The following is a 26,157-nucleotide window of genomic DNA, read 5'->3' as shown; positions in this document are numbered from 1 at the left end:
CCAACAATGCTCTAACCTGCTTGCATAGTTCTGCCTGCTCTTGACATACTTTCTCAAAACCATAGGCTTTGGTTTCTTACATAATTTCACTGAAATGCCTTAGGCCGTCAGTAGGCAAAGTAGCGTGTCAATTCATCCCATCACACAAGCTCTTAGCTACCTTAATTTATTGAGGTGTAAAATATTAAGTGATTTGAACCTATCTTTATTACGTTAATACTAAACTTCTGTGGTACTAAACCTGTATAATATCTGGCTTAATTTTTACGGTAATAATATTGTTTTTAAAGCTTGTTTGAAAGGAAAGTGGTAAATGCGTAACACGGTAATAGAAAAAGTAACTTGGGTGCATCATTGGAACGACACGCTATTTAGTTTCAAAACTACTCGCGGACAGGGCTTAACGTTTGAAAGCGGGCAGTTTGTCCTAATCGGTTTAGAAGTAGACGGCAGACCTTTGTTACGAGCTTACAGTATTGCCAGCCCCCACTATGCTGACGAATTAGAATTTCTTAGTATAAAAGTCGCCGACGGCGCACTAACCTCTAAACTCCAAAAAATAGGAGTAGGTGACGATGTAATTGTAACCACCAGGCCAACGGGAACGCTGGTACCAGGCTATCTTAACGCTGGTAAAAATCTGTATTTGTTAGGTACCGGAACCGGCTTAGCACCTTTTATGAGTATTATCCGCGACCCGTTTATTTATGACGAATTTGAAAAAGTAATTTTAGTGCACTGTGTTAGGTACGCATCAGAGCTAGCCTATCAAGATGAAATACTCAATGTGCTGCCTGAAAACGAATTCTACGGTGACTTAATTAAAGAAAAACTCATTTATTACCCAAGTGTTACCCGTGAAAAAAACGTGGCGTCGCAGCTTGAACAAGGCGCTGATATAAAAATGCACTATGAGCGCATCACTACGCTTATTACCAGTGGCAAACTCAGCAGTGATATTGGGCTTCCAGCACTAGACACTAACAATGACCGTTTCATGCTGTGCGGCAATAACGATATGCTGCAAGACACCATGAAACTGCTCGATGATTTAGGCTTTTCTAGGGCCACCTCTCGTGTGAAAGGCGATTATGTAATTGAGCAGGCATTTATTGACAAGTAATCATTGCAAAAATGCAGTGACGAAATGTCGATTTCGCCCGTTATTATATTAGGTAAACATAAGCGGAAGTAATATATTCACCGCAAAATATGCGGTGAATAAGCGCTCTATTCAACGCGCTGCTGTTAATTATTAAACAGAATATACGCGTTTAGGGAGGTAGCGATTAGCAACCATACAAAATATGGCAGCATAAGCAATACTTTCACCTTCAAGACAGCGCGGTAGTGCACTAGAAAATATCCCACCAGCACGCTTAGCGCTCCGATAATAATTAAACCCGGTATGACTTGTTCAAGCATAAAGAATACGGGTGTCCAACTTACATTTAAAATCCACTGAGCCGTATACAAGGCTACTAGCTTCTTTTTGTCGGCCACCTCGTTGTAAGCAAACCCCATAAACACCGAGAAAAAGACCATAATGGTGGTCCACGCGGCTCCAAATGCCCAACCCGGTGGCGTCCAAGGTGCTTTATTTATGCTCGTGTACCATTCACCGCTTACTGCAGCGCCTGTGGCTAAACTGCCTATTCCTAAAGCCGCAAAATTGATGATGAAAAAAATGACAATGTATTTGATTAGCGTTGTGTTCATTAACAGATAATCCCCTATTGCTTTCAAATTGGGCAAGACTAAGCTAAAAGTTAGGTGTAGGCAACTTACTGAAGGGCGTTATCCCACAACGATTGCATTGTTAAAGCGCCATTAAAACTAAACGATGCATAGTCGTAGTAAATTTACTTTTATTACGCATTATGTGAAGTTAAAAACTTGTGGGTGACTCCATTAGATTTTATAGCGCTTATGCAATAATTTTCTGCAGGCTATAAAGCAAGGCCTAAAATCGCGAAGCCGAGGGTTGCTGGAGCACTCACGCCAACAACATCCGTTTTTACTTCCCAAGTGCCCAACAAACTTACGTTAAAATTGCACCACCACATTGATAGAATAATTGCGACCTGGCGCTGTAAACGGCTGCAAATTAGCACTAGCAGCTTGTCCGCGTACTTCTGAAGCAAGCCAATATTGTTTATCGCTAATATTAAATATACCCGCGTTCACTTTGATGTTTGGCGTAATATTAATATGTCCAAGTATGTCTATAGTGGTGTAGCTTGGCGCACTAAAAAATTCAGCGTCGCCAGCGTCAGCAATTGCTTTGGCGTCTTGCGAATAAGTACTCGCTATCTCTATACGCCATGGATCGCTGTAGTCTTGGTACTGTAGACCTAGAACCGCTTGATTAGGTAAAATGGAATCAAGCTCATTACCGGTAGCTTTATTTTCAGAATCTTGAATACTGTAGCTAGCTCTTACCTGCCAGCCTTGTGCATCTGTAAAAGTGTCGCCCAAAGACCACGTAATTTGTCCTTCAATGCCGCGAATTTCCACATCGTCTACGTTAACAGACTGAAAACGTATAAAGCCATTGTTTGGGTCTATGCCCACAAAGGTTAAGGATTCAATAAAATTTTTGTAGTCGTTTTGATAGGCACTAACACTCCAGCTTAGCGCGTCGGTAAAGCCCCTTAATCCGACTTCAACACTGGCCACCGATTCAGGTTTTAAGTTTGGGTTTGATAATGAGGTGTAACGCCCGGCAAAGTTTGTAAAGCCCACGTTTACATCATCCATGGGCGGTATTCTAAAACCTTCTGCATACTGCAGCCAAATATTATAATTTTCAGTTAAGGAGTAAACAGCGCCCAGTTTTTTTGATAACTGGCTGTCGTTAAAACTCGACACTTGCACACCTGGGTTTGCTGTTTCAAACAGTAAGTCCGACTCGGGCGTAAGCTTGAAACGGTCATAGCGTAAGCCAGGGCTGAGCAATAGTCGTCCATCTAAGAACTGAATTTCGTCTTGAATAAATAAAGATTGTTCAGACAGTTCAGAAAGCGGAAAATCTCGTGCGGGAAACACGCTAAACTCACGAATGTCGGCACCAGTGGCTTGATCTTGCGTTTGGCCTTCCCTTAATCCTTCTGAGTCAGTGGTTTCAACGCTTAATCCATAAATCAAATAGTGCTCACCGCCCCATGTGAATGCATGGTCAAATTGTGCATTAAGGCCAATGGTGCTTTGCTCAAATAGTCCATCGCGAGTTCTAAAAAACGAAGATGCATCGGGTGCTAAACTGCGCCTTACTAATTCAGATGACTGGTTGCTAGAAGACTCTTGGTAAAACGCAAGTAAATCGATACGTTTCAAGTGATGCTGCGACACAGGCTGATAAAGATAACGCCCCGAAACCCGCGAACGTTCTTGTTCGTCAAAACCTTCACTAGAAAGCGTCATGGTGCCGCGTACTACAGAGCCAATATCAGACAATAATACGGTATCGCTGTTTTGCTCGAAGGTCTCACCGACAAGCTCAAATCTATGCGCCTTATCACTTTGAAAAATGAGTTTTCCCAACATGCTAAGAGATTCGTTGTCTTGTGGATTAGCGCTGTTGCGATCACTTCCCAAGACATCATCGTCGAAGTACGATTGCGTTTCACCACTTTCACGATAAGTGCTGTTAAGCAACCATTGCCAATTACCGCTTACACCCGCTAACATACCATTTACGTAGGACGCGTTTGACTGACTCACGTAACCAAGCTTTGCTCTGCCGGCAAATGACTCGCCGTTGGCCACAATATCGGCTGGATCTTTAGTGGTAAACGCCACCACCCCGCCTATTGCGTCACTGCCATACAGGGTAGAGGCAGGGCCACGCACAATATCCACAGATTTAATAAGATCTACATCCACAAAGTCTCGCCGCGCAGACAGGTTAGGCCCAAAACTAAATTCATCGGCAATGGGAATATTGTCAACCAATATGAGCACTCGGTCACCGCTAATACCCCGAATATTAAAGCTGGACAGTCCAAAGCGCCCGCCACCTTCTACCGATACACCCGGCTCATAGCGAAGAAGGTCACGAATATTGGTTGCGCCTATTGCATCTATTTCTTCACTGCTGATGCGGGTTACCGTGGCGGCTATTTCATTTATTTTACGCGCTGTTTTAGTGCCGCTGATTGAAATAGTTTCTATTGCAGATTCAGTATTAGCCTCTGTTGCTGAGGCATTTGCAGCGCCTGTTAATGCCAGGCAAACGGCTAGTGAGCAAAGTGACGATTGAAAAGCGAACGCTGTAAAATGAGGTTTCATAAATATTTCCTTACCTAGTAGTTGACTATAATGCTAATGATAATTATTATCATTAGCAATAGATAAAATGGAAATTATAATGAAAAACGGCAAATTAATTTTTACTACGCATATTTTAGTCTCATTGTTAATGCTTAGTTTGTTTACGATAGCAAGCCCAATAGCACAGTCTCAAACGCCCCTTAGCAAGGATATGCGCATAGTGAGTGCCGGAGGCAGCGTAACTGAAATTTTATATGCGCTGGGCATGAAACCGCAAATTGTGGCCGTCGATACTAGCAGCATGTATCCGCAAAGTGTGTCCACACTTCCGAAAATAGGTTACTACCGCCAGTTAAGTGTTGAAGGCGTCTTAGCAATGCGCCCCACTCATCTATATGCAGCCCTTGGCGTGGGTCCTGAACAAGTGTTGGCGCAATTGCGTAATGCTGGCGTGAAGGTGCATGTGTTTGAACAAGCGCGCACGGTAACAGGTTTAATTAAGCAAATTCGCGAAATAGGTGAGCATACCAATGCAAGCGAAGAGGCTGAAAGGCTGGTGCTCACTGTTAATAATCAATTAAGCACAATTAAAAAGCTCAGCGCGCACCATCAGCAGCGCGCCGTGTTTTTAATGTCGGCAAGTGAGCGTGGCATTATGGCAGCAGGGCGCAATACCGTACCTAATCTTATTATGGACATTGTCGGACTGCGTAATCCTTATGACAATATTGAAGGTTTTAAGCCCGTGTCTATTGAGTCATTCTTGGCTATTGCGCCTACTCAAGTCCTTATTGCCGCCCACCGCACCGGCGGATTAAGCGCGCAAGAAATGTGTCAGCAGCCCGCGCTTGCGCAGTGGGCGTCTATGCAAGGCTGTAATTTACACATTGTAGACGCCCTACTCTTTTTAGGCCTTACGCCGCGTTTGCCTGAGGCAGTAGCACAGTTCACTAGTATCGTTGAACCATAAAAGCGCAAAGAAGCAAACACCTATGATAACTACCACGCACCTGCAAACAAGTGAAAGAAGCTGATGAAAGCGCGTACCGCAAGTTCAATGCTAGTCAAAAAGCAAATTGCCATTCAACAAAAAGGCTATGTGCCAACCATAATGATGCTTTGCGCTGTTTTACTCGCCGTGGCGTTTATCGCTTTAAACGCAGGTGCGGTTAAAGTGAATATATGGCAGTGGATAGGCAGCGGGTCTGCCAGCCCTTTGCAGCACACTATTTTATGGGACATTCGACTTCCGCGTATTTTAATGACTATGCTAACAGGCGCCGGCTTGGCTATTTGTGGCGCAGTTTTACAAGCCATATGCCGAAACCCATTGGCCGACCCGGGACTTATTGGCGTATCATCAAGCGCAGCACTTTGCGCAGGAGCTGCACTAGCGCTGTTGAGCGTAGTGCAGCTTCCTCCTTTAGCAATGACCTATTTTGTGCCGCTAAGCGCATTCGTGGGCGCAACTCTTTCGCTTATACTACTGCTAAAGATTGCCGATTCAGCACAAGGCATGAATACACTGGTATTAATACTTGCAGGCGTTGCAATTAACGCAGGCGCAATGACGCTGCTAGGCCTTATTCAATACGTAGTAGATGACGCCACACTGCGCCAAATAACCTTTTGGAGTATGGGTAGCTATGCAGGCATTAACTATACTAGCCTAAGTATTACCACTGTTCCTGTGGTGCTGGGCGCGTATTACTTTTGGCAAATTAGGCACCCACTTATGCTAATGAGCTGCAGCGAGAAACAAGCTAAATATCAGGGTGTGAATACACGCAAGGTTAAGCTTACCAGTCTGTGGGTAGTGGCAGCTATTGTGGCTGTTTGCGTAAGTTTTACAGGCATTGTAGGCTTTGTAGGCTTGGTGGTGCCGCACATATGCCGAATGTTATTTGGCGCACATTTGCGCATATTGCTGCCCACCAGCATATTGTTTGGCGCGATATTAGTGGCCTTAGCAGACACCCTCGCGCGCACCCTTATTATTCCTGCCGAGATACCGATTGGCCTTATAACCTCTATGGTGGGTGTGCCGTTTTTTCTCTACTTAATTGTGCGTGAAAAAAGGAAGTTCAACTATGTTTAATTTATCTGCAGTCACTGTAGTGGCAGGTCAAAAAACCCTGCTAAACGATGTTAGCCTGGTGTTTGAGAGTAACAGCATTACCGCTATTTTAGGCGCCAATGGTGCGGGTAAATCCACTTTATTTAAGAGCTTGCTGGGTGAGTATCCCTTGAATAAAGGCATGATAAAATTTGATGGTCGACCTTTAGATGAATACCTCCTTAAAGATCTCAGTAAAAAACGCGCCTACATAGCCCAAGCAAAAGCGGGATTTTTTAGTATGTTGGTGTATGAATATTTACAGCTTGCGCGACTTCAATACTACGAAACCGATGAACAATCGCAAAATTTAGTACTAAAATTTAGTGATCAGTTTCACATAACGCACCTACTTATGCGCGATGTAACCCAGCTTTCTGGCGGTGAACTTCAACTTATAGAATTTGTAAGGGCTTACCTACAGCTCTATGAAACCAGCAACATGCATAATAAATGCTTGCTGCTAGATGAACCCGCCAGTGCGCTTGATATTAAACAAACACGCCTGCTGTACGGTCACTTAAAAACGTTTCAGCGCGCGGGTGGCTGCATTATTATTATAGATCATGACATTAATGCCGTGGCTAATTTAGCCACTAACTTAGTCTATATTAGGTTAGGCGAAGTACTAGCAACAGGAGCCAGCAGCGAGCTATTTACCAAAGTACATATAGATGATTGCTTTGATACTAGCGGGCAGATAATTGTACATAAAGCGAATTCCTTACACGAAAATAAAATGTACCACGTATAAGAGTTCACGCAAATTTGATAAACACGCCGGGAGAGTCTATTGTTTAACCCGCTAACCAAAGGAATAAAAACATGCGTCAGAAAAGCTATCATATTCACCAAGCCGCCTTGCTAATGCGCACTCAGCATACGGGTGTGTTATCAACCCATAGTTTGTCTATGCAAGGCTATCCTTTTGGCTCAGTGATGCCTTTTTTAATGACACAAAGCGGCGATTTAATCGTGTATGCCTCAGACATTGCTCAGCATTCGCGTAACATGAAGCAGCACAATAAAGTGAGTTTGTGTGTGTATGATAACCAGCAAAGCGACAGTCAAGCAAGTGCGCGTATTACTATTTTAGGTACCAGCGAAGTTGACGCGGTAAACGCTGAATTACAGGCGCAGTATATGGCTGTTTTTCCTCAAGCAAAAGCCTATGTAGAAGCGCACGACTTTCGCTTTTACATAATTAGCACCCAGCGAGTGCGCTACATAGGCGGCTTTGGGGAAATTTACTGGTTTAGTCAAGACGAATGGCAAAGCCATATGTTTGATTTAGCCAGCAGCGCGCCCGGTGCTATTGAACATATGCATGAAGATCACGGCGATGCCCTCGCCCTGATTGTTGCAAAGCAGCTAAAGCGGCCAATAAGCAAAGACAGTGTGACCATGCTAACGTGCTTTTCTCACGGTTTTCATTACGCCTGCCCGGCCCAAGAAACGAATGCAGATAAAAGCGTGCATGTGGGCTTTATTCCCTTTAGTCAGCCAATCTCAAAAGATCATGGCCTACGTCATGCTATGGTTATATTGACTAAACACGCCAGAACAGACAGTACACCTGAGATACAAAGCGATGATTCAGCAGGGGATAAGGCACAGAACATTCAGCAATTGACGCCAACTACTAAGGTTGTTTAGGATGCAAAGGCACCCACAACAAGGCAAAAATTGAGTATACACCGCATTTCCTTAAAACCCCTTAGTATAAGTAATAGGATTATCAAGATATGAGCGCCAACAATGAGTCGACAAATAATGCAGAAGACCACAGTAATAAAACGCGGATTGAATCAGACAGCATGGGGCCACTTGAAGTCCCTATTAACGCGCTATATGGGGCCCAAACCCAGCGTGCTATCAATAATTTTACGGTCAGCAATTTAACGCTTCCTGAACACTTTATTCGCGCCTTACTGCGCATTAAGCAAAGTGCGGCTTTTACCAACGCAAACTTAGAGTTGATACCCAAAGATATTGGTGACGCCATTAGCAGCGCCGCTAACAAACTCTTAGCAATGCCAGATTTAATGCAGCATTTTCCGGTTGATGTATTTCAAACTGGATCTGGCACCAGCACCAATATGAATGCAAATGAAGTATTAAGCCAGCTTGCTAACCAAAATGAGAACTTGTCGTGCAAGGTAAATCCCAACGATCACGTTAATTTTGGGCAGAGCAGCAACGATGTTATTCCTAGCTGTATTCATGTAAGCGCCGCCATAGCCATTCATCATCAACTGCTGCCAGCGCTTGAACACACGGTAGAAACCATAAAATGCAAAGCCAATTCTTTAGAAGGTATATGTAAAACTGGCAGAACGCATTTAATGGACGCCATGCCTATTACCATGGAACAAATGCTCAGCGGTTGGTCAGCCCAGCTTAAACAGCAAATCACTATGCTTAAACAACTGCAGCCAAGCTTATTTCAGCTAGCGATTGGCGGCACGGCGGTTGGCACCGGTATTAATACGCATCCGCAATTTGCTCAGCGCTTATGTGACAATTTAAGTCAGCAAACCGGCATTTTGTTTAGACCCAATCCAAACTATTTTGCGGCAATAGGCTCGCAAGACATCGCGGTAAATGTGTCGGGTGTATTAAAAGCCATTGCCGTTGCGTTGATGAAAATATCCAACGATCTTAGGTGGATGAATTCGGGCCCACTTGCCGGTTTAGGTGAAATAGCACTGCCGGTGCTACAGCCTGGCTCCTCTATTATGCCGGGTAAGGTTAACCCCGTTGTGCCAGAAGCGTCCGCTATGGCCTGTGCTCAGGTAATCGGAAACGATACAGCAATAACGATCGGTGGACAGTCAGGTAATTTTGAGCTGAACGTGATGCTGCCAATGATTGCGCATAATTTACTGTCGAGCATTTCGCTAATGAGCAATAGCCTGCTAATGCTAGCCGACAAAGCTATTTTAGACTTTAGCGTGAACCGAGATAATTTAAATGAAGCGCTCGATAGAAACCCTATTTTAGTGACCGCGCTTAATCCCATAATTGGCTATGCTAAAGCAGCCGAAATTGCCAAAAAAGCCTATAAAGAGAATCGCCCTGTGGTTGATGTAGCCCAAGAGATGACCGATCTTTCGCGCCAGGAACTACTTGAACTGCTTAATCCATTAAAGCTTACAGCAGGAGGGCTTTAAAGGTGAACAAGCGAAACATTTAGTAATACATCGACATAGGCACAAAGTCTTGGCAAACATTGAGATGTCTTTATTAAAAGTGAGATTGTAACAGGTCCCTATGGTTCAGCAAGTGAGGTGGTGCTTCGCGCCTTAAGGCACTTAGAGGAGCGTCAAATTAAACTGAATTCATTACGGCTTATTTGGCTGACGAAGCAAAAAGTCAAACCCCTCGCATGCAGACAGCTAATGACTCACTTAAATTGTTTTGTGTTAAATGTTAAATGTTAAAAATATGTGCTTGACGAAAGAGTAAATACACCCTAATCTTAATGATAACTATTATCATTAAGATTAGGGTGTAAACATGTATCTCTATCAACTCGATTGCTACGAGCGTGCAGTAAGAACGCAGTGCGCTCATCAACAAATTGGTGTTATTAACTGCTACGTAAACTTAGGTATGCAAGCAGCAAAAACGTGCAAAACAGCTGCTGAAGCTAAGAAAACATATTTTAGAATAATAAATACGCTTGAAGAGACCATGTGCGATCCGCTTTTATCTCAACAGTGGCGCAGGCATTGCTTGAGGATGATAAAACGGCTCACGCCTATAATTTTTGAGTTAGTTGGTACTAAGCAGTACAAACAAATTGTGACTAATATTAATACACTAGCTGCCTATTTTTTACCTCCCAAAAAACAACAGGCGGCGCCTAACTCTGGCTCAGCAAAAAAAATGAAACCAGCCCCCCTAGACCAAGTCTGGAGCATAAAAAAATGAGCCACAAGCGAACCACCTTATATTGAAAAAAGGAAGGCTATGATGAATGTATCACCCTACCAACCAGTATGGCTTGAATCTTTTTTATGCTATCTTTTGTTTGATTTAGCCATGCTCAGTATCGTAGTGCTTGGTTATTTTGGTATTAAGTTTATTGCTAAAGTTGTGAGTAGAAGCGCTTCAAGTCGATCAAGGTTCCATTAGCGCTTGCATGAGCGGTGCTTTGCTTAAGATCTTGCAGATAATAATTTAAGGAAAATTTACGACGGCATTAATATCAGCAGCAAAGCATGTAGACTACAAGTATGACGCCTCTATCACACTCTTGAAGGACTTAATTGCTTGCGTAAATTGGTGTTAATTTTATCGTCAAAACTAAACTATGTAGAACATGGGTTTAACAGTGAAGCTGCTGTTATTTGGGGCTTAACTCAAGCAAACCAACAACTATGGCTAATTGAAAAAGAGATTAAACATTAGCCTCGTAGGCCAATGTTTAAATACCATCTATCTGACTTTATGAGCACTAAAAACGTTTAGAGCCTAACAACACATATTTGATAATTTTTAAAGGAAATAAAATGAAAACAATCGTCAATATTTTCGCGGCATTTTGCTTAACACTTAGTGCAGCAAGTTTTGCATCAGATGACCGCCAATATGATCATTTCCCTGGTCTAAAAGCGCCCACAATGGCTATTGCTTTGTGCAACATTTCTAGATACAACGAGCTACTAGCGCAAATTATACAAAAGGACGAAATAAGCGTTGCTGATATGACAAAAGTACACGAGCTTACCTATACGCTTGAAAATGCTATAGGCAAGCTGTCTGAGGATTTACTTGAAGCTAAAGTCGATTTAGAACAAGTTCACTTGGCGTCTGAAACACTTCAAGTAGCCATTATCAAAAGACATGCTGATTTATATTTAGCCATTACCGATGCTTTTTCTGATAATGACGCGTGTAAAGTGAATTCAAATGAATAGCTGAAGTGTTGTTTAAGGCCCAGACACTCAGGCTGTGCGCTGATTTGGTAAGTGACCAAAAGCTAAGCTAATTGAAAACTCGGATCATACGAGAACTGATTTTTATTTTGTATACAAACAATCTAGAAGCAGCCAACACCCTAACTTAAAAAAGTTAGGGTGTTGGCTGAAAATGCAGTGTTAATTTTAGTGCTTTTTTGTAAGTTTTTCTGAAACTAGTAGATTATAAATGATAGTTGCCTTCACGCTCAGGCTGATAACTGACTTCCAAAATATTAACGACCAAGTCGCCGAGAGCTTCTAAAAGAATTGGCCCAAGGCGCTGGCAAACAATAAAGGCAAAACGGCTGTCGGGCATTGCTGAAATGCTCGTTTTATGTACAAGGCGTCCGCAAATAAGCATTGCCAAAAAATATTGCCATTAGCGCGGGCGCTCTTTCTTCAATAGGATAAGTGTGGGGCGCTTCCAAATACTCTTCAACAATGCCGCGTAGAAAAGCGCTTATCGCCAGTGTCAGCATTTTAGGATCGGCGCTTGAAGAAAGCTGTCCTTTTTCAATTGCCCGTTCAAAGTATTGAGATAGAGCTGCTACCTTTTGTTTTTTAGCTTCATTGTAGCGCTCCCGCGAGTGAGCAAATTCGCCAGAATAGTCACATTTAATTAAAAACAGAGTCACTAACTTTCTTTTTTTCTCATCACGCTGAAGATCGACCAACAAAGAAACACATAAGTGTTGAAGCTGTCCAATGGGGTCGTTACTAGCGTGAGTAAGCCCTTCAAGAATCGCTTGAATAAAAGGCGCATGCAGGCACTCGTGCAGCGCATCAAATATTTGCTGCTTGTTCTCAAAATGCCAGTAAACGGCTCCGCGCGTTACACTGGCACGCTGGGCTATTTTTTCAAGCGAAGATTTGGCCACGCCATATTCATCAAACACCTCAATTGCGGCGTCTAAAATAGCTTGTTTTGTGATTTCTGAATCTGCTTTTGTACGTCTCATTATTGGATTTCACCATACTTCATTGAATAAAATATTTTAGGATTAAGCGATGCTTTTTGCAGGTTCCATCGTGTTCATGCTGAACCTCGATTCAATATTAACCGTTTGTGTTAGCTTTTTAAAAGCGGCGTTATTTAACCAAAGTACTATAAAAACCTGACATAACGACAATCTTAGATTGACAACATACATACATGAATGTATATTTAATCTATACTTTGCAACAGTATTTGTCTAGCTTAATTTTACCTAACGGGTACCGCACGAATGAAACTAACACGCTTTTGTCTTTTACTGTTATCCACTTTACTTGCCGTGTCTGCTTGTAAGGACTCATCAAACACCACGCCAAATTCCACTGTACCAGCAGCCACCGTGTCGGTCATGACTTTATCAAGCCAATCGGTAGAATTTAGCATGACGCTACCAGGCAGAGTAACGCCCTTTAGGCAGTCTCAGGTTCGTCCCCAAGTAGACGGCGTTGTTACCAAAAGGCTGTTTGAAGAAGGCGCGCAAGTAAAACAAGGACAGCAGCTGTATCAAATTGATGATGCTCGCTTTGCCGCGCGTCTTAACAGCGCTCTTGCTGACTTAGAAAGCGTAAAGGCGAATTTAAAAGCAATAAAAGCAAAGTCAGCTCGGTATAAAGACTTAGTATCGCGTAACGCCGTTAGCCAGCAAGAATACGACGATGTTATTGCGCAAACTGCCCAAGCGCAAGCGGCTATTAGCGTTGCCCAAGCCGACATAGCCGTTGCCAAAGTAAACGTAGACTACACCAAGGTGTATGCCCCTATCGACGGTCAAATTAGCCGCTCTTACGTAACTGAGGGCGCCCTTGTTACCACCAACCAAAGCCAACCTTTAGCCACCATTACCCAGCTAAACCCGGTGTATCTTGACATGCAGGAGTCGGGCCGAGCAGTATTAGAGTTACGCGAAGAAATGCGCAAACATTCCTCTTTGCCAGTAACGGTGGTGGTTGATGAAACCAAAGGTAGTATTTACAAACATGTAGGCGAAGTGAAATTTTCAGAAGTAATGGTAGATGAAAGCACCGGATCAATTACGCTGCGCGCTATAGTGCCAAATCCTGACAGTATTTTATTACCGGGCCTGTTTGTTAAAGGCCGCATTAGTACCGGCACAGTTGACGGCATTTTAGTACCCCAGCGCGCAACTATTCGCCAGCCCGACGGCTCCATCACGGTATATATTGTGAATGATAAACAAGTTGTTGAGATGCGCAAAATTGAGCCGCTTCGCACTATTGATAGCAATTACGTGGTAAATGACGGCGTTGAAGCAGGGCAAACCCTTATTGTGGTGGGTTATCAAAAAGTAAAACCCGGCGCGGTGGTGAACACAGTGCCGTGGATAAATGCGCAATCGTCTAACGCGTCTCGTTAATCAGTAATAGGAAGTATATTGTATGGCTAACTTTTTTATCCAACGTCCGGTGTTTGCATGGGTTTTAGCAATCATTACCATGCTTGCAGGTATCTTAGCAATTACCGCTTTGCCTATTGAGCAGTACCCGCAGGTAGCGCCTCCTACGGTCAGTATTAACGCGTTTTATCCGGGTGCTTCGGCCGAGACCGTGCAAAACTCGGTCACGCAGGTGGTAGAGCAAAGCTTAACGGGTATTGATAATTTACGCTACTTTTCGGCTAGCAGCGCCAACAACTCAATGTCAATTACCCTCACATTTGCGCCAGGAACCGACATAGACATTGCGCAGGTGCAAACACAAAACAAAGTGCAGGGCATAATTTCTTTGCTGCCCCAAGAGGTTCAGCAGCAAGGTATTAGCGTCAATAAATCAAACGATGCCTTTGCACTTGTGGTGGGTTTGTACTCCACCAACGAAGACGTGACCCAATATGATATAAGTGATTTGCTAGTATCTCAGTTCAAAGACTCCGTCTCACGGGTAGACGGCGTGGGTAACGTCAGGGTATTTGGCGCACAGCGCTCTATGCGCATATGGCTTGAACCTGCAAAATTATACAGCTTTAATCTTACCCCGGTAGATGTACAAAACGCGGTTAAAGTGCAAAATACTGATGTCTCGGCAGGTCAGCTTGGCGGGATGCCGGCGGTGCAAGGTCAGCAAATTAACGCCACTATTCAGGCCCAGTCGCGCTTAAAAACGGTGCAAGATTTTGAAAGCATCGTGCTACGAGTGAATACAGACGGTTCGCAGGTGCGTGTGCGTGACGTGGCGCGAGTAGAGCTAGGCGCTGAATCGTACGACGTACTGGTAAGATATAAACGTAATCCTGCTTCAGGCATGGCGGTGAGTTTAGCCTCAGGGGCCAACGCGCTAGACACAATAAAACGTGTAAAAGCGCGAGTAGATGAGCTGCGAAGCACTCTTCCCGACGGTGTAGAAGTGGTTTACCCGCTAGACTCCTCACCCTTTATAGAGCTGTCGATTAAGTCGGTCGTGCAAACTTTAATAGAAGCCGTGGTGCTAGTGTTTTTAGTCATGCTGCTGTTTTTGCAAAACTGGCGCGCCACGCTTATTCCAACCATCGCGGTGCCGGTGGTATTATTAGGCACATTCGCGGTGCTATTCGCTTTTGGTTTTAGCATAAACGTACTCACTATGTTTGCCATGGTGCTGGCCATAGGCTTATTGGTAGACGATGCCATAGTGGTAGTTGAAAACGTCGAGCGGATCATGGAAGAGGAAGGTTTATCTCCCAAAGATGCGACCATAAAATCGATGAAACAAATTACCAGTGCTTTAGTGGGAATAACCGTGGTGTTGTCTACCGTATTTATCCCTATGGCATTTTTCAGCGGATCGGCAGGCGCTATTTATCGGCAGTTTTCTATTACGATTGTGTCGGCCATGGTGTTTTCAGTATTAGTGGCGATTATACTTTCACCTACCTTGTGCGCCACCTTGCTACAAAAGCACGACCCTGAAAAAGACAAGACCAAAGGCTTCTTTGGCTGGTTTAATCGTAATTTCAATAAAGGCCGCGACGGCTATCAAAAAGCCGCTACTCATATCAGTCAAAGAGTTAAACGCTATATGGCTATTTACGGTGTGCTGGTAGCGGTAATGGTCATTATATTTATGCGTTTGCCCAACGCTTTTTTGCCCAACGAAGACCAAGGCAGCCTGTTAATGCTGCTCACCACGCCACCTGGTTCTACCGTGCAGCGCACCCTAGGGTCGGTTGAGCAGGCAGAAGACTTCTTTTTAGATACCCACAGCGACGCCACCGAGGGGATGTTCTCCGTGGTAGGCTTTAGTTTTGCAGGCCAAGCCCAAAATACCGCAGTAGGTTTTGTACAGTTAAAAGACTGGAGTGAACGCGACGATTCATCCAGCGCGTTTGCCATAAGAGACCAAGCCTATGGTGCGTTTTCACAAATACAAGACGCCCAAGCGTTTCCAATATTACCCCCGCCAATAAGAGAGTTAGGCAACGCCAATGGCTTTGACATGCAGTTGCTCGACAGATCGGGATTAGGCCATGAAGCTCTTATGAATGCGCGTAACCAAGTGCTGGAATTGGCCGCACAAAGTCCAAAGCTTGTAGGTGTGCGTCCTAATGGACTGTCAGATGTACCGCAGTTTAAAATAAATATAGACAGCGAAAAAGCCTCAGCGCTCGGGGTATCCTTAAGCGAGATTAATAGCGCATTGCAAATTGCATGGGGCTCTAGCTACGTAAACGATTTTGTAGATAACGGGCGCATTAAACGCGTTTACATGCAGGCCGATGCCCAGCATAGAATGAACCCAGATGACCTCGACAAGTGGTATGTGCGCAATAAGCAAGGCGACATGGTTGCCTTTAACGCCTTTTCTAGCACACAGTGGTCTTTCGGCTCGCCCAAGCTTGAGCGTTTTAATGGTATTGCTTCCATAAACATACAGGGTAACCCAGCCCCAGGCGTTTCTTCTGGGGAAGCGATTGCAGAAATCGAAAGCATCATTAGTCAGCTGCAGGGCGGGTTTGCGGTAGAGTGGTCAGGGCTGTCTTATGAAGAAAAAGAGGCAGGTGCACAAGCGCCTATGCTTTATGCTATTTCAATTTTAATCATATTTTTATGCCTAGCGGCTTTGTATGAAAGCTGGTCAGTGCCCTTTGCGGTAATATTGGTGGTGCCATTAGGTATATTAGGCGCGGTGCTAGCCGCTTTTGTATTCAAGCTGCCCAACGACGTATATTTACAAGTCGCGTTTTTAACTACGGTGGGGCTTGCTGCCAAAAACTCTATTTTAATAGTGGAGTTTGCTAAAGAACGTTACGAACAAGGTGCGCCGCTGATTGAGTCAGTATCTATTGCGGCTAAACAGCGCTTTAGGCCTATTCTAATGACCTCGATGGCCTTTATTTTAGGCGTAACACCGCTGGCTATTTCAAGCGGAGCGGGCGCGGCATCCCAAAATGCGATAGGAATAACGGTAATGGGCGGCATGTTTGCAGCCACCTTCATCGCTATATTTTTTATTCCCATGTTTTATGTGTTTGTCGAAAAGGTGTTTTCAAAGAAAGCGAGGGAACAAGAATAAGGGCATCTTAGATGTAGATCTTTTTAATTAAGAGCCACAATGATTGTTAACACACACAATATTTGGTAATTTCGGCTCATTGAAAAAAATACGAACAAAGAACCCTTATATGAAGCTTGCTGCTTTAATAAAGCCAGACCTTAGCCAAGAAATTGAGGCTTTGTACCAAATATTTTTAAAGCAGAATCAACGAGACCAGAGTCTCTTGATCATTTTGTCTGTGATATACAAGCATATTGGTATTTCAAAGCTTCGCCAGCTCACCGATTTCTTGGTGTATACCGGCTTTTTACCCGGGTCAAAAAAAGACTATATTCTAACCGCAGCAGACAAAGACCGCTTGAGTGAAACTGGCCTATTAATCGCTGACTACGAGGGCTTACAGCTAAATAGAACACTCACCAACCGCTTAATGAGTGAAATTGACAGACTCCCCTGTTTACTTGAATTAAATGGAGCGGATAAAATGTTAGAGGTTTTACACGCGGGCGAGCATGTTACGCCAGTGATAAACGCCCACATTCATCACAATCAAACAGCTAATGAACAGCGCTACATTCGCGACCTTTTTTTTCTAAAACAAAACGACGCGCTTAACGCGGCCCTAGCGTTTAATAAAAACCCGCAGCAGATTGATCACGCTACCAATCTCATTCTAGTAGAGCTGTTGTTTGTGCCCTTTGTGCTAGACAGCTTTTTGCAACTGCCTAAAACAATGCAGTATCAAAGCTTTGCCACACTTATCAGAACCTTTCAAATACAAGGCCAGCGCCTTGACTACCCTGTATCGTTATTAGAGCAGGTTTGCGCCACTCATCCTGATAAAACTAGCGACTCATTTAACGCCGATTGCCATCATTTATTAGCCGAGCAATATTTGTATCAACTACGCTTTGCAGACTTTGAGCGCATTGCGCTCCTTGATGATGCAAGCAGCTATGGCTTTCAGCTACAGGGTGCTTACTGCTTTTTGAAGGGAGAGAACCAGCAGGCACTGGATTATTTTGAAAAGGCAATAGCGGCTAAAAACAAACTGGCTAAACGAAAAAACCCATATCTGAACGAACTGCTTGGTTATTTTTACAAACTAGCGTTAATGACGCAGGCAAATAGAACCGATCCGAGCCTTTTTTCAAAGGCGCTTTCGCAAATTGATTTTGAGGAAAACGATCGCAATGTCAACAGCGATTTCTCTCACCTAGGCATGAGCATCGGTAAACCTATAGCGTGCTTAATGAATGGGCGGGAATACGACCTACCGATTAAATATGCGTGTATCGAGCAAAGCGCTGATTACTTTTCTCATCAGCTTAGCTATCTTAATCATTTACTCGCGCAGGTTTGGTGTAATCAAAGTAAAGACGCTCAGCATAAAAAAATGGCACTGCAGTATAAGCATAATTTTGAGCAGCTTAATTACCCTTTATTTGCGCACATATGCGAGCAGCTTTGGGCACGTTTTAGCGACAGTAAAGTTGTTGGCATAGGGCGATTAGTAGACTTCACAACGCTCATTGAAAGTAAATCAAAGTGGGATTTAGCCTTAGATGCATTAATTGCGCTTAATCCAAAAGCAGAAAACAGCTCGACAAGAGTAAAGGAGGCGCCAGCTAAACCGGTACGCCTAATCTGGGAACTGACCAAAGGCTACGGCAATGGCCTGCAGGCGCGCGAACAGAAATTGAATAAAAATGGCTGGAGTAAGGGCCGCATAATTTCATTAAAGCGTTTGAAAAAAGAAGTCGATTTATTTGACTACTTCAGCGACAGCGACAAAGTAATTTGCAGAGCCATAAGCGTACATCAGGGCTGGGGCTATTATTCAAAAACCGAATATTCACTACAAGGCTTATATGCGCTAAAGGCCGCGGTGGGTATAGACAACCTATATGCCAGTGACGATTTAAGCCTGCCCATTGAAATTATTCAAAAAGAACCCGAGCTTTTGGTTAGCCAGCAGGGCGACCAGCTTTGCTTAAGCATTGCCGATTTGTCGCACGATATCGATGACTATGAAAATTACCAAGGCAAGCCTGCGTATAACTTTAAGCAAATTACAGACACGCAATATCAACTAACGGTGTTTTCAAACGACCACATTAAGGTGGCAAACATCATTGGTGAAGGCGGCTTGCTTATACCCATGAGTGCTAAACAAAAAGCACTTGACGGTATTTCGGCTATTGCGCCATTTTTGAATATTCAATCAGATATTAGCGAGCTTGACACCGGCTTAGAAACCCACCCATGCGATCCACATTTAGTGGTTAATATTCAACCCAATCAAAGCGGCCTTGCGTTTACCTGTGTGGTCATGCCCTTTGGCGAAGACGGGCCGGCGTTCAAACCTGCGACAGGCAGTGCCAGCTTAAGCACCGAATTAAACGGCAAACGCATTGCTACCCAGCGCGACCTGCTGCGCGAAGAAAGCCTAATGGACGCGCTTGATCAGGCCTGCCCCGCCTTCTTAAATATGCCCGATAACGTTTTATTACTAGATGACCTACAAAGCTCGCTAGGTGCTTTAGAAGAATTAGAAGCGGCCAGCCTAGGCAAGACCTTTGAGCTGCAGTTGCGCTGGCCAAAAGGCAAAAAAATAAGCCTCTCAAAAAAGCTAGACAGCTCTCATCTGCAGCTTTCAATGGCTAAAAAAAGCGAATGGTTTGATATAAGCGGCGATCTGCAGGTAAGCAATGAGATGGTTATTGACCTGCGTAAACTGCTTGAACTGGTAAAAACCAGTAACGGGCGCTTTATTGAACTTGATTCGCAGCAGGTACTTGCATTGTCGAGCGATTTACGCCAAAAGCTTGAACAGATTAACCAGCTTACCGATAACGGGAAATTTCACCCTTTAGCCAGCCTGCAGATGGAGGAAGCAACCGCCGGCATGCGCATGAAAACCATTCACGCATGGGATCAGCAAAGCAAAAAAATGCATGAAGCTAACACCATTAAGCCCAAAATCCCGTCTACTTTTCAAGCGCAGCTGCGCGACTATCAGCTAGTTGGCTTTGACTGGGCCTCGCGCTTGGCGCATTGGGGTGCAGGTGCGTGTCTAGCCGACGACATGGGCTTAGGAAAAACTCTTCAAGCGCTGGCGGTTCTGCTAGCGCGCGCCAACAAAGGGCCAAGTTTAGTGATTGCGCCCACCTCTGTTTGCTTTAACTGGCAGCAAGAGGTGTGTAAGTTTACGCCCACCTTAAATATCCGATTATTTGCTGATTCAAACACCACGCTTCAACGTGAAGAATTACTCAGCCAGCTTGGCCCATTTGACTGCGTGATAATAAGCTACGGACTGCTGCAGCGAGAAAGTGACATACTCAAAGAAGTGCAGTGGCACACCATAATAGCTGATGAAGCCCAAGCCATTAAGAATCCCTTAGCCAAACGCACAAAAGCCGCATATGCCTTAAAAGGCGACTTCAAAATGATTACCACCGGCACGCCCATTGAGAATGATTTAACCGAGTTATGGAGCCTCTTTCGCTTTATCAACCCCGGCTTACTGGGCAATGTTAAGCGCTTTGGCACGCGGTTTTCACTGCCAATTGAAAACGCAAAAGAAAAACCGCTTGAAGCACGCAAGGCTAGCCAAGGTTTAAAGGCGCTTATTCAGCCATTTATGCTGCGCCGTATGAAAAATCAGGTACTGACAGAATTGCCTTCTCGCACCGAAATTAACATTCCCGTTAAAATGAGTGATAAAGAGCAGGCTTTTTACGAAGCGCTGCGCCTGAATGCCATAGACAATATTAGCCAAGGTGGCCAAACAAGCAAGCCCGGCGAACAACGAATAAGAATGCTGGCCGAGTTAGTCAAACTTCGCCAGGCCTGCTGTAATCCCAAACTAGTTATGGCTGAAACCGACATACCCAGCGCAAAACTAGCTGCACTTGATGAACTACTCACAGAGCTTAAACTTAATAATCACAAGGCGCTTATATTTAGCCAATTTGTAGGGCACTTAAAACTGATAAAGCAGCATATTGAATCTAAAGGATTGAGCTACCAGTATTTAGACGGTTCTACCCCACAAAAAGACCGGCAAAAGCATGTAAACGCTTTTCAAAATGGCGAAGGTGATGTGTTTTTAATCAGTTTAAAAGCGGGCGGTTCAGGTTTAAATTTAACCGCTGCGGACTATGTTATCCATATGGATCCGTGGTGGAACCCGGCGGTAGAAGACCAAGCTTCAGATAGGGCTCACCGCATGGGGCAAAAACGTCCTGTTACTATTTACAGGCTCATCACTCAAAATACGATTGAGGAAAAAATTGTGGCACTGCACCAGCACAAGCGTGACCTAGCGGATAAGTTGCTGTCGGGCAATGAAGCGCTTACCAAACTGTCGGTAGATGATATGCTGAATTTATTAAAAGAAACGTTTTAAAAGCAAAGATTCCTTTCGTCAGATGAATAAATTCGATATTAAATATAAAGGCGCGTTTAGAGTAAGCGCAGGTAACTTACCCTTGCCCTAACTAACTTACATTATGGCAGTTGCTGAGTATTTCACCGTCAATTTCTACTTGAGTTTCGTCGCCTTTAGACCAAAAAAGTACGCTGGTGTCTTCATAGCGCACACCTGAAGCACTCGGCGTAAGGGGTAGCGAAAACACTCGCCCATTGTGCTCAAGACTAGCAAGGCTTTGGCCTTCGCGCAGCACTAGGCGGGTATTGTCACAGCGCCAGTTGCTGCTGCGAATTGCCGCGGGTTCTGCATTATAAATAACGGGCGCAAACGCGCTAAGGCTACCGTCATTAACGGCAGGCACAAGGTCCATTAGTTCGCTCATTAAGGAATACAGGTCAATACTGCGAACCGCCGGCATGCGAGCCCCAGGCGCAAAGGCTGGCCCGTGGGCGATAAAAATACCTTGCATGCTGTGCCATGCAGGGTCCCAGCCGTGCATACCGCCCAATGAATCAGGCTTCATCAGGTCGAATCGAGCTTTACTCGACATCATCCAGCCAAGATCGACTTCTGCAATAACATCAGCAATGCGTTTATGCTTATTAAAGTGGTAGCGTGCTGGCACATCAGCTTTTTTATAAACCTGCAGATTGGGATGCGCGTTGTTTAACGCCGTATAAATTTCATCTACCGTTAGACCATCGTCGGTAGCCCAAATTTGTGCCACCGGACTCCAATCAGAAATATTAATTTTACGCACGTCAATTAATTCGTCTAGCAGCACGTAACGGTTCTTATTAACGGTCTCCATGCCATGGTCAGACGTTATTAGTATATGCATGCTATTGAGCAAGCTGCGCTGTTCGATGCCTTCAATTAGCAGGCCCAGCGCTGTGTCTACTTCCTTTAAAGCAGAAATTACTTCGGGATGATCGGGACCGTGTTCATGGCCCGCACTGTCAACCGCAGAAAAATAGAGGGTAATAAACTCTGGTCGTTCTTCACCGGGTAAATCGAGCCATGCCAATACCTGCTCAACTCTTTCATTATACGAAGCATCACCGTCATAAGGCATCCAAATTGTTGGCCGCATACCGCCTATGTCAGCCTCAGAACCGGGCCAAAAATAGGTAGCCGCCTGCTTGCCTGTCTTTTCCAGCGTGTTCCAAATTGGCTCGCCGTCATACCAACGACCATCGCTTACGGCGTCTGCGTTGCGCAGCGAAAATCGTGTTTTACGCTCAGGATCCCACATGTTGTTAGACACTACACCGGTGCCATCGGCGTGAAGGCCTGTGACCAATGAATAGTGTGTTACGAAGGTTTTGGTGGGGAAAACGTGCTGTAAAGAGTCAGCACGTAAACCGCCATTGGCTAGCCGTGTAAGGTTTGGCAGTTCGGTTTTTTCTAAATAGTCATGGCGAAGGCCGTCAATTGAAATAAGCAATAAGGGCGGTGCGGCTTTCGTTTCAAAGGTGCTTTTTGGTGTGGCGGCCAACGTTGGGTCACTGTGCGTACAGCCAGCTAATACACCCAGTAAAGATCCTGTAATTATCAGCCAGAAACTACGCTTCATTTTCGACATAAGCTTGCAATACCTTAAACTTCTATTAATTTTCGACCGTTAAAGAATAGACCACTATTTTCATCAAGGCAACACGCTACTGCCTCTCGATATTTTTCTTGGGCTGGAGCAAGGAGACGAAGTATTATAGCTGCGTTTCATTGGACCATGTTACATTTCAGCTTAAGACATTACTAAGCCTTCATAGTCTAGTCTTTTGTTTGATCTTTTATTTGGCCTTTGTTTGGCTACCTTAAGCCGACTATGTGTGCTTAACTATTTACCAAGATTAGATGCAGCGGGCGAAGATAATAATATTTAGCTAATTTAATACTTAGACCAAACGGATTATGTTTGTTAATCTAAGGTTAATTTCACGTAAATAAGTAAGTAGTTTGCGAAACCCATGAATTTTATACTATATGCTATTCCTATTTTCTTCTTACTCATCACCATTGAGTTAGTCGCTGAAAAATGGCTAAAAACAGATTATTACCGCGTTAACGACGCGATCAATAGCTTAAGCTCTGGTGTTTTAAGTCAAATGACGGGCCTGCTTAAAGCATTTATTCCCTTCACGCTTTACCTCATGGTGTTTGAGTATATTCAAGTATTTACGCTCCCAAATCATTGGTGGGTGTGGGTATTCGCATTTATCGCTTACGACTTTTTGTATTATTGGAATCATCGTTTAGGCCATGAAGTTAATGTGCTGTGGGCTGCCCATGTTGTTCACCATTCTAGCGAAGAATATAATTTAACCACGGCCCTGCGCCAAACCAGCGGCAGTATTTTAAGCTGGGTATTTTATTTACCCTTAGCCGTCATTGGTGTAGACCCGGTAATATTAATAAGTGTGGGCTCACTAAACTTAATCTACCAATTTTGGGTGCATACGCGCCACATCCCCAAGCTCGGCTGGTACGAAAATTACTTTGTAACGCCCAGTAACCATCGAGTACATCACGCTCAAAATGAGATTTACTTAGATCGTAACTACGGCGGCGTTTTCATTATTTGGGATCGCATTTTTAACACTTTCCAAGCAGAGCTTGATGATGAAAAGCCCATTTATGGCGTTAGAAAAGCGCTACAGAGCTTCAACCCCCTGTGGGTAAATATGCAAGTATATACCCAGCTTACCCGAGACGCTTACAGAGCGCAGCGCTGGCAAGATAAAATTAGCATCTGGTTTCGTAAAACAGGCTGGAGACCGGCCGATGTAGACGCCAAATACCCCTTAGCAAAAACAGATCTTAGCAAATTCAAAAAGTATGACTTTGCACTAAGTTTAAGGGCCAAACTTTACGCAATATTACAGTACACGATAATTGTCGGTCTTGGCTTAATTGTATTGCTGTCTGGCGACGCTTTGGTATTTTGGGAACAGCTTACTATAATTAGTTTTATTGTATTTAGTAGTTACAGCCTAGGCGCATTCTTAGACGGAAAAGCCTACTGTACCTTATTAGAAGCAGCGAAAAATATAAGCCTTGTTGGCTTGGTCTATTTGATTACTTTGCCTACGGCGATGCAAGTTGGATTTGCAATAGCGGGTATATTTGCTTTATTGTGCCTTGTGCTGCTTATCCGAATTCAACCCCTACCAAAGGCACAGGTTCATTCAAACCTAGCGCCAAAAGATGTATTCAAATAAACACTTATTGTTAGCTTACACACTATTACAGACTTATACTCAATCATACAAGCGTGGTAATTATGATATATGCAAATCCAGGGAGTGAAGGCTCTTTATTAACGTTTAAAGCCAAGTATGCTAATTTTATTGGCGGAAAATGGGTCGCCCCTGTTAAAGGCCAGTATTTCACCAACACATCGCCCGTTAATGGCAGTGATATTTGCGAAATTCCCCGCTCGACCGCACATGACATAGAATTAGCACTAGATGCCGCCCATGCTGCTTGCGACAGCTGGGGCAGAACATCAGTGACCGAGCGTTCAAATATGCTGCTGAAGATTGCCGATCGGGTTGAAGCCAATCTTGAAATGCTTGCCGTTGCAGAAACTTGGGATAATGGTAAAGCCGTGCGCGAAACCTTAAATGCCGACGTACCATTGTTCGTTGATCACTTTCGTTATTTTGCGGGCTGTATCCGTGCGCAAGAAGGCTCCATGTCTGAAATAGATGCGCTTACCGTTGCTTATCACTTTCAGGAGCCACTGGGAGTAGTGGGTCAAATTATTCCTTGGAACTTCCCATTATTAATGGCGGCTTGGAAATTAGCGCCGGCACTGGCTGCAGGTAACTGTGTGGTATTGAAGCCCGCTGAGCAAACGCCAGTCAGCATTTTGATAATGCTTGAGCTAATCGAAGATTTGTTGCCGCCAGGTGTGCTTAACGTCGTTAATGGCTTTGGCAAAGAAGCCGGTGAAGCACTAGCAACCTCTACACGTATTGCCAAAATTGCCTTTACAGGATCAACCCCTGTCGGTGAGCATATTCTAAAATGTGCAGCAGAAAACTTAATCCCCTCAACGGTTGAGCTTGGCGGTAAATCACCGAATATTTTCTTTGAAGACATTATGAGTCAAGAAGATGCCTTTATTGATAAATGTGCTGAAGGCTTTGTTCTAGGGTATTTTAACCAAGGTGAAGTGTGTACCTGTCCGTCACGCGCCCTCGTTCAAGAAAGCATTTATGATGCGTTTATGGAACGCGTGATAGCCAAAACTAAAGCGATTGTGCGTGGTAATCCACTTGATATTGAAACCATGGTTGGCGCACAGGCATCTAGTCAACAATATGAAAAAGTTTTGTCATACATTGATATTGGTAAAAAAGAGGGAGCCGAAGTGGTTATTGGAGGTGAAAAGCACTTAATCAATGATGACCTAGACTCAGGGTATTACATTCAGCCTACGATCCTTAAGGGCGAAAACTCAATGCGTGTTTTCCAAGAAGAGATTTTTGGACCGGTTATAGCAGTTACTACGTTTAAAACCGAAGAAGAAGCATTGGCAATTGCTAACGATAGTCAGTTTGGTTTAGGCGCCGGCTTATGGACACGTGACATGAATCGCTCTTATAGAGTTGGCCGTAAAATCCAAGCGGGTCGCGTATGGACAAACTGCTATCATTTATATCCGGCACATGCTGCATTTGGTGGCTACAAAAAATCCGGTATTGGCCGCGAAAACCACAAGATGATGCTAGACCATTATCAGCAGACGAAAAACTTATTGGTTAGTTACGATATCAATCCAATGGGCTTTTTCTAAGCATTCAGATATATTGTAGTAGGGATGGCGCTCTGCCACCCCTGTTGTGATTGTCGAAAGCATTATGCTGCTTGCGCTT

General features: G+C 44.1%; 20 protein-coding genes. 14 read left to right on the top strand and 6 right to left on the bottom strand.

Annotated features, from left to right (window positions below):
- The first annotated feature begins 313 nt into the window (after window positions 1–313).
- Entirely contained in the window at window positions 314–1,123 is an 810-nt protein-coding gene (locus tag BAE46_RS06795; protein ID WP_006005566.1) for a ferredoxin--NADP reductase, read from the top strand.
- 125 nt (window positions 1,124–1,248) lie between these two features.
- Here BAE46_RS06795 and BAE46_RS06790 read toward each other — a convergent pair whose 3' ends face one another.
- A complete protein-coding gene (locus tag BAE46_RS06790) occupies window positions 1,249–1,719 on the bottom strand; it encodes a TspO/MBR family protein (protein ID WP_006005567.1) in 471 nt (156 codons plus the stop codon).
- 327 nt (window positions 1,720–2,046) lie between these two features.
- The gene (locus BAE46_RS06785; RefSeq protein ID WP_070112096.1) at window positions 2,047–4,290 is read right to left on the bottom strand and encodes a TonB-dependent hemoglobin/transferrin/lactoferrin family receptor; all 2,244 of its coding nucleotides are present in this window, start codon (window positions 4,288–4,290) and stop codon (window positions 2,047–2,049) included.
- Window positions 4,291–4,369: 79 nt separating this feature from the next.
- Here BAE46_RS06785 and BAE46_RS06780 point away from each other — a divergent pair, with 79 nt between their 5' ends.
- The 8 genes from BAE46_RS06780 (at window position 4,370) to BAE46_RS06750 (ending at window position 11,313) form a co-directional block, all read left to right on the top strand.
- The gene (locus tag BAE46_RS06780) at window positions 4,370–5,242 is read left to right on the top strand and encodes a heme/hemin ABC transporter substrate-binding protein (RefSeq protein WP_070112093.1); all 873 of its coding nucleotides are present in this window, start codon (window positions 4,370–4,372) and stop codon (window positions 5,240–5,242) included.
- A gap of 63 nt (window positions 5,243–5,305) precedes the next feature.
- Window positions 5,306–6,370: a FecCD family ABC transporter permease gene (locus BAE46_RS06775; RefSeq protein WP_070112091.1), complete on the top strand. Its 1,065-nt coding sequence runs from the start codon at window positions 5,306–5,308 to the stop codon at window positions 6,368–6,370.
- The gene (locus BAE46_RS06770) at window positions 6,363–7,142 is read left to right on the top strand and encodes an ABC transporter ATP-binding protein (protein WP_070112089.1); all 780 of its coding nucleotides are present in this window, start codon (window positions 6,363–6,365) and stop codon (window positions 7,140–7,142) included. The genes BAE46_RS06775 and BAE46_RS06770 overlap by 8 nt, the downstream gene beginning before the upstream one ends.
- 71 nt (window positions 7,143–7,213) lie before the next feature.
- Window positions 7,214–8,044 carry a HugZ family pyridoxamine 5'-phosphate oxidase gene (locus BAE46_RS06765; RefSeq protein ID WP_006005577.1) on the top strand — a complete coding sequence of 277 codons (831 nt, stop codon included), beginning with the start codon at window positions 7,214–7,216 and terminating at the stop codon, window positions 8,042–8,044.
- 89 nt (window positions 8,045–8,133) lie between these two features.
- Window positions 8,134–9,561 carry a class II fumarate hydratase gene (locus BAE46_RS06760; protein WP_006005578.1) on the top strand — a complete coding sequence of 476 codons (1,428 nt, stop codon included), beginning with the start codon at window positions 8,134–8,136 and terminating at the stop codon, window positions 9,559–9,561.
- Window positions 9,562–9,633: 72 nt separating this feature from the next.
- Window positions 9,634–9,831, top strand: a complete 198-nt coding sequence (locus BAE46_RS14320; protein WP_083256819.1) for a type II toxin-antitoxin system ParD family antitoxin — start codon at window positions 9,634–9,636, stop codon at window positions 9,829–9,831.
- Between the two features lie 76 nt (window positions 9,832–9,907).
- Window positions 9,908–10,324, top strand: coding sequence for a hypothetical protein (locus BAE46_RS06755; protein ID WP_070112087.1), 417 nt, complete (start codon window positions 9,908–9,910; stop codon window positions 10,322–10,324).
- A gap of 581 nt (window positions 10,325–10,905) precedes the next feature.
- Window positions 10,906–11,313 carry a DUF6746 family protein gene (locus BAE46_RS06750; RefSeq protein ID WP_006005587.1) on the top strand — a complete coding sequence of 136 codons (408 nt, stop codon included), beginning with the start codon at window positions 10,906–10,908 and terminating at the stop codon, window positions 11,311–11,313.
- Window positions 11,314–11,536: 223 nt separating this feature from the next.
- Here the strand turns inward: BAE46_RS06750 and BAE46_RS15095 are convergent, their stop codons facing one another.
- The 3 genes from BAE46_RS15095 to BAE46_RS15000 form a co-directional block, all read right to left on the bottom strand.
- Window positions 11,537–11,671 carry a hypothetical protein gene (locus tag BAE46_RS15095; RefSeq protein WP_006005589.1) on the bottom strand — a complete coding sequence of 45 codons (135 nt, stop codon included), beginning with the start codon at window positions 11,669–11,671 and terminating at the stop codon, window positions 11,537–11,539.
- Between the two features lie 16 nt (window positions 11,672–11,687).
- Window positions 11,688–12,314 (bottom strand): TetR family transcriptional regulator, encoded by a 627-nt coding sequence (locus BAE46_RS06745; RefSeq protein ID WP_006005590.1) that lies wholly within the window; start codon window positions 12,312–12,314, stop codon window positions 11,688–11,690.
- Between the two features lie 245 nt (window positions 12,315–12,559).
- Entirely contained in the window at window positions 12,560–12,733 is a 174-nt protein-coding gene (locus BAE46_RS15000) for a hypothetical protein (RefSeq protein WP_006005592.1), read from the bottom strand.
- On the opposite strand from BAE46_RS15000, the gene BAE46_RS06740 reads away from it, so the two are divergent.
- The 3 genes from BAE46_RS06740 to BAE46_RS06730 all read left to right on the top strand — a co-directional run bounded on the left by BAE46_RS06740 (window position 12,732) and on the right by BAE46_RS06730 (window position 21,250).
- Window positions 12,732–13,724 (top strand): efflux RND transporter periplasmic adaptor subunit, encoded by a 993-nt coding sequence (locus BAE46_RS06740; RefSeq protein ID WP_006005594.1) that lies wholly within the window; start codon window positions 12,732–12,734, stop codon window positions 13,722–13,724. The genes BAE46_RS15000 and BAE46_RS06740 overlap by 2 nt on opposite strands.
- Window positions 13,725–13,746: 22 nt before the next feature.
- Window positions 13,747–16,854, top strand: a complete 3,108-nt coding sequence (locus BAE46_RS06735) for an efflux RND transporter permease subunit (protein ID WP_070112085.1) — start codon at window positions 13,747–13,749, stop codon at window positions 16,852–16,854.
- A gap of 109 nt (window positions 16,855–16,963) precedes the next feature.
- Window positions 16,964–21,250, top strand: coding sequence for a DEAD/DEAH box helicase (locus BAE46_RS06730; RefSeq protein ID WP_070112083.1), 4,287 nt, complete (start codon window positions 16,964–16,966; stop codon window positions 21,248–21,250).
- Between the two features lie 91 nt (window positions 21,251–21,341).
- Here the strand turns inward: BAE46_RS06730 and BAE46_RS06725 are convergent, their stop codons facing one another.
- The gene (locus BAE46_RS06725) at window positions 21,342–22,859 is read right to left on the bottom strand and encodes an alkaline phosphatase family protein (RefSeq protein ID WP_006005600.1); all 1,518 of its coding nucleotides are present in this window, start codon (window positions 22,857–22,859) and stop codon (window positions 21,342–21,344) included.
- Between the two features lie 385 nt (window positions 22,860–23,244).
- Here BAE46_RS06725 and BAE46_RS06720 point away from each other — a divergent pair, with 385 nt between their 5' ends.
- Window positions 23,245–24,495, top strand: a complete 1,251-nt coding sequence (locus tag BAE46_RS06720; RefSeq protein ID WP_006005602.1) for a sterol desaturase family protein — start codon at window positions 23,245–23,247, stop codon at window positions 24,493–24,495.
- A gap of 62 nt (window positions 24,496–24,557) precedes the next feature.
- The gene (gene exaC / locus BAE46_RS06715) at window positions 24,558–26,078 is read left to right on the top strand and encodes an acetaldehyde dehydrogenase ExaC (protein WP_006005604.1); all 1,521 of its coding nucleotides are present in this window, start codon (window positions 24,558–24,560) and stop codon (window positions 26,076–26,078) included.
- Window positions 26,079–26,157 lie beyond the last annotated feature (79 nt).

The sequence above is a fragment of the Glaciecola punicea genome, from assembly GCF_001756615.1.
Taxonomy (GTDB): Bacteria; Pseudomonadota; Gammaproteobacteria; order Enterobacterales; family Alteromonadaceae; genus Glaciecola; species Glaciecola punicea.
This window is presented reverse-complemented; position numbering and strand designations above follow the sequence as displayed.

Excerpts from the sequence above, each read along its gene's own strand:
- BAE46_RS06750 (WP_006005587.1), top strand. The coding sequence starts at position 10,906 with ATGAAAACAATCGTCAATATTTTCGCGGCATTTTGCTTAACACTTAGT.
- BAE46_RS06775 (WP_070112091.1), top strand. The coding sequence starts at position 5,306 with ATGAAAGCGCGTACCGCAAGTTCAATGCTAGTCAAAAAGCAAATTGCC.
- BAE46_RS06760 (WP_006005578.1), top strand. The coding sequence starts at position 8,134 with ATGAGCGCCAACAATGAGTCGACAAATAATGCAGAAGACCACAGTAAT.
- BAE46_RS06755 (WP_070112087.1), top strand. The coding sequence starts at position 9,908 with ATGTATCTCTATCAACTCGATTGCTACGAGCGTGCAGTAAGAACGCAG.
- BAE46_RS06780 (WP_070112093.1), top strand. The coding sequence starts at position 4,370 with ATGAAAAACGGCAAATTAATTTTTACTACGCATATTTTAGTCTCATTG.
- BAE46_RS06720 (WP_006005602.1), top strand. The coding sequence starts at position 23,245 with ATGAATTTTATACTATATGCTATTCCTATTTTCTTCTTACTCATCACC.
- BAE46_RS06770 (WP_070112089.1), top strand. The coding sequence starts at position 6,363 with ATGTTTAATTTATCTGCAGTCACTGTAGTGGCAGGTCAAAAAACCCTG.
- BAE46_RS06725 (WP_006005600.1), bottom strand. The coding sequence starts at position 22,859 with ATGTCGAAAATGAAGCGTAGTTTCTGGCTGATAATTACAGGATCTTTA.
- BAE46_RS06740 (WP_006005594.1), top strand. The coding sequence starts at position 12,732 with ATGACGCTACCAGGCAGAGTAACGCCCTTTAGGCAGTCTCAGGTTCGT.
- BAE46_RS06790 (WP_006005567.1), bottom strand. The coding sequence starts at position 1,719 with ATGAACACAACGCTAATCAAATACATTGTCATTTTTTTCATCATCAAT.
- BAE46_RS06730 (WP_070112083.1), top strand. The coding sequence starts at position 16,964 with ATGAAGCTTGCTGCTTTAATAAAGCCAGACCTTAGCCAAGAAATTGAG.
- BAE46_RS06795 (WP_006005566.1), top strand. The coding sequence starts at position 314 with ATGCGTAACACGGTAATAGAAAAAGTAACTTGGGTGCATCATTGGAAC.
- BAE46_RS06765 (WP_006005577.1), top strand. The coding sequence starts at position 7,214 with ATGCGTCAGAAAAGCTATCATATTCACCAAGCCGCCTTGCTAATGCGC.
- BAE46_RS06735 (WP_070112085.1), top strand. The coding sequence starts at position 13,747 with ATGGCTAACTTTTTTATCCAACGTCCGGTGTTTGCATGGGTTTTAGCA.
- BAE46_RS15000 (WP_006005592.1), bottom strand. The coding sequence starts at position 12,733 with ATGCTAAATTCTACCGATTGGCTTGATAAAGTCATGACCGACACGGTG.
- BAE46_RS06785 (WP_070112096.1), bottom strand. The coding sequence starts at position 4,290 with ATGAAACCTCATTTTACAGCGTTCGCTTTTCAATCGTCACTTTGCTCA.
- BAE46_RS06745 (WP_006005590.1), bottom strand. The coding sequence starts at position 12,314 with ATGAGACGTACAAAAGCAGATTCAGAAATCACAAAACAAGCTATTTTA.
- BAE46_RS15095 (WP_006005589.1), bottom strand. The coding sequence starts at position 11,671 with ATGCCCGACAGCCGTTTTGCCTTTATTGTTTGCCAGCGCCTTGGGCCA.
- exaC (WP_006005604.1), top strand. The coding sequence starts at position 24,558 with ATGATATATGCAAATCCAGGGAGTGAAGGCTCTTTATTAACGTTTAAA.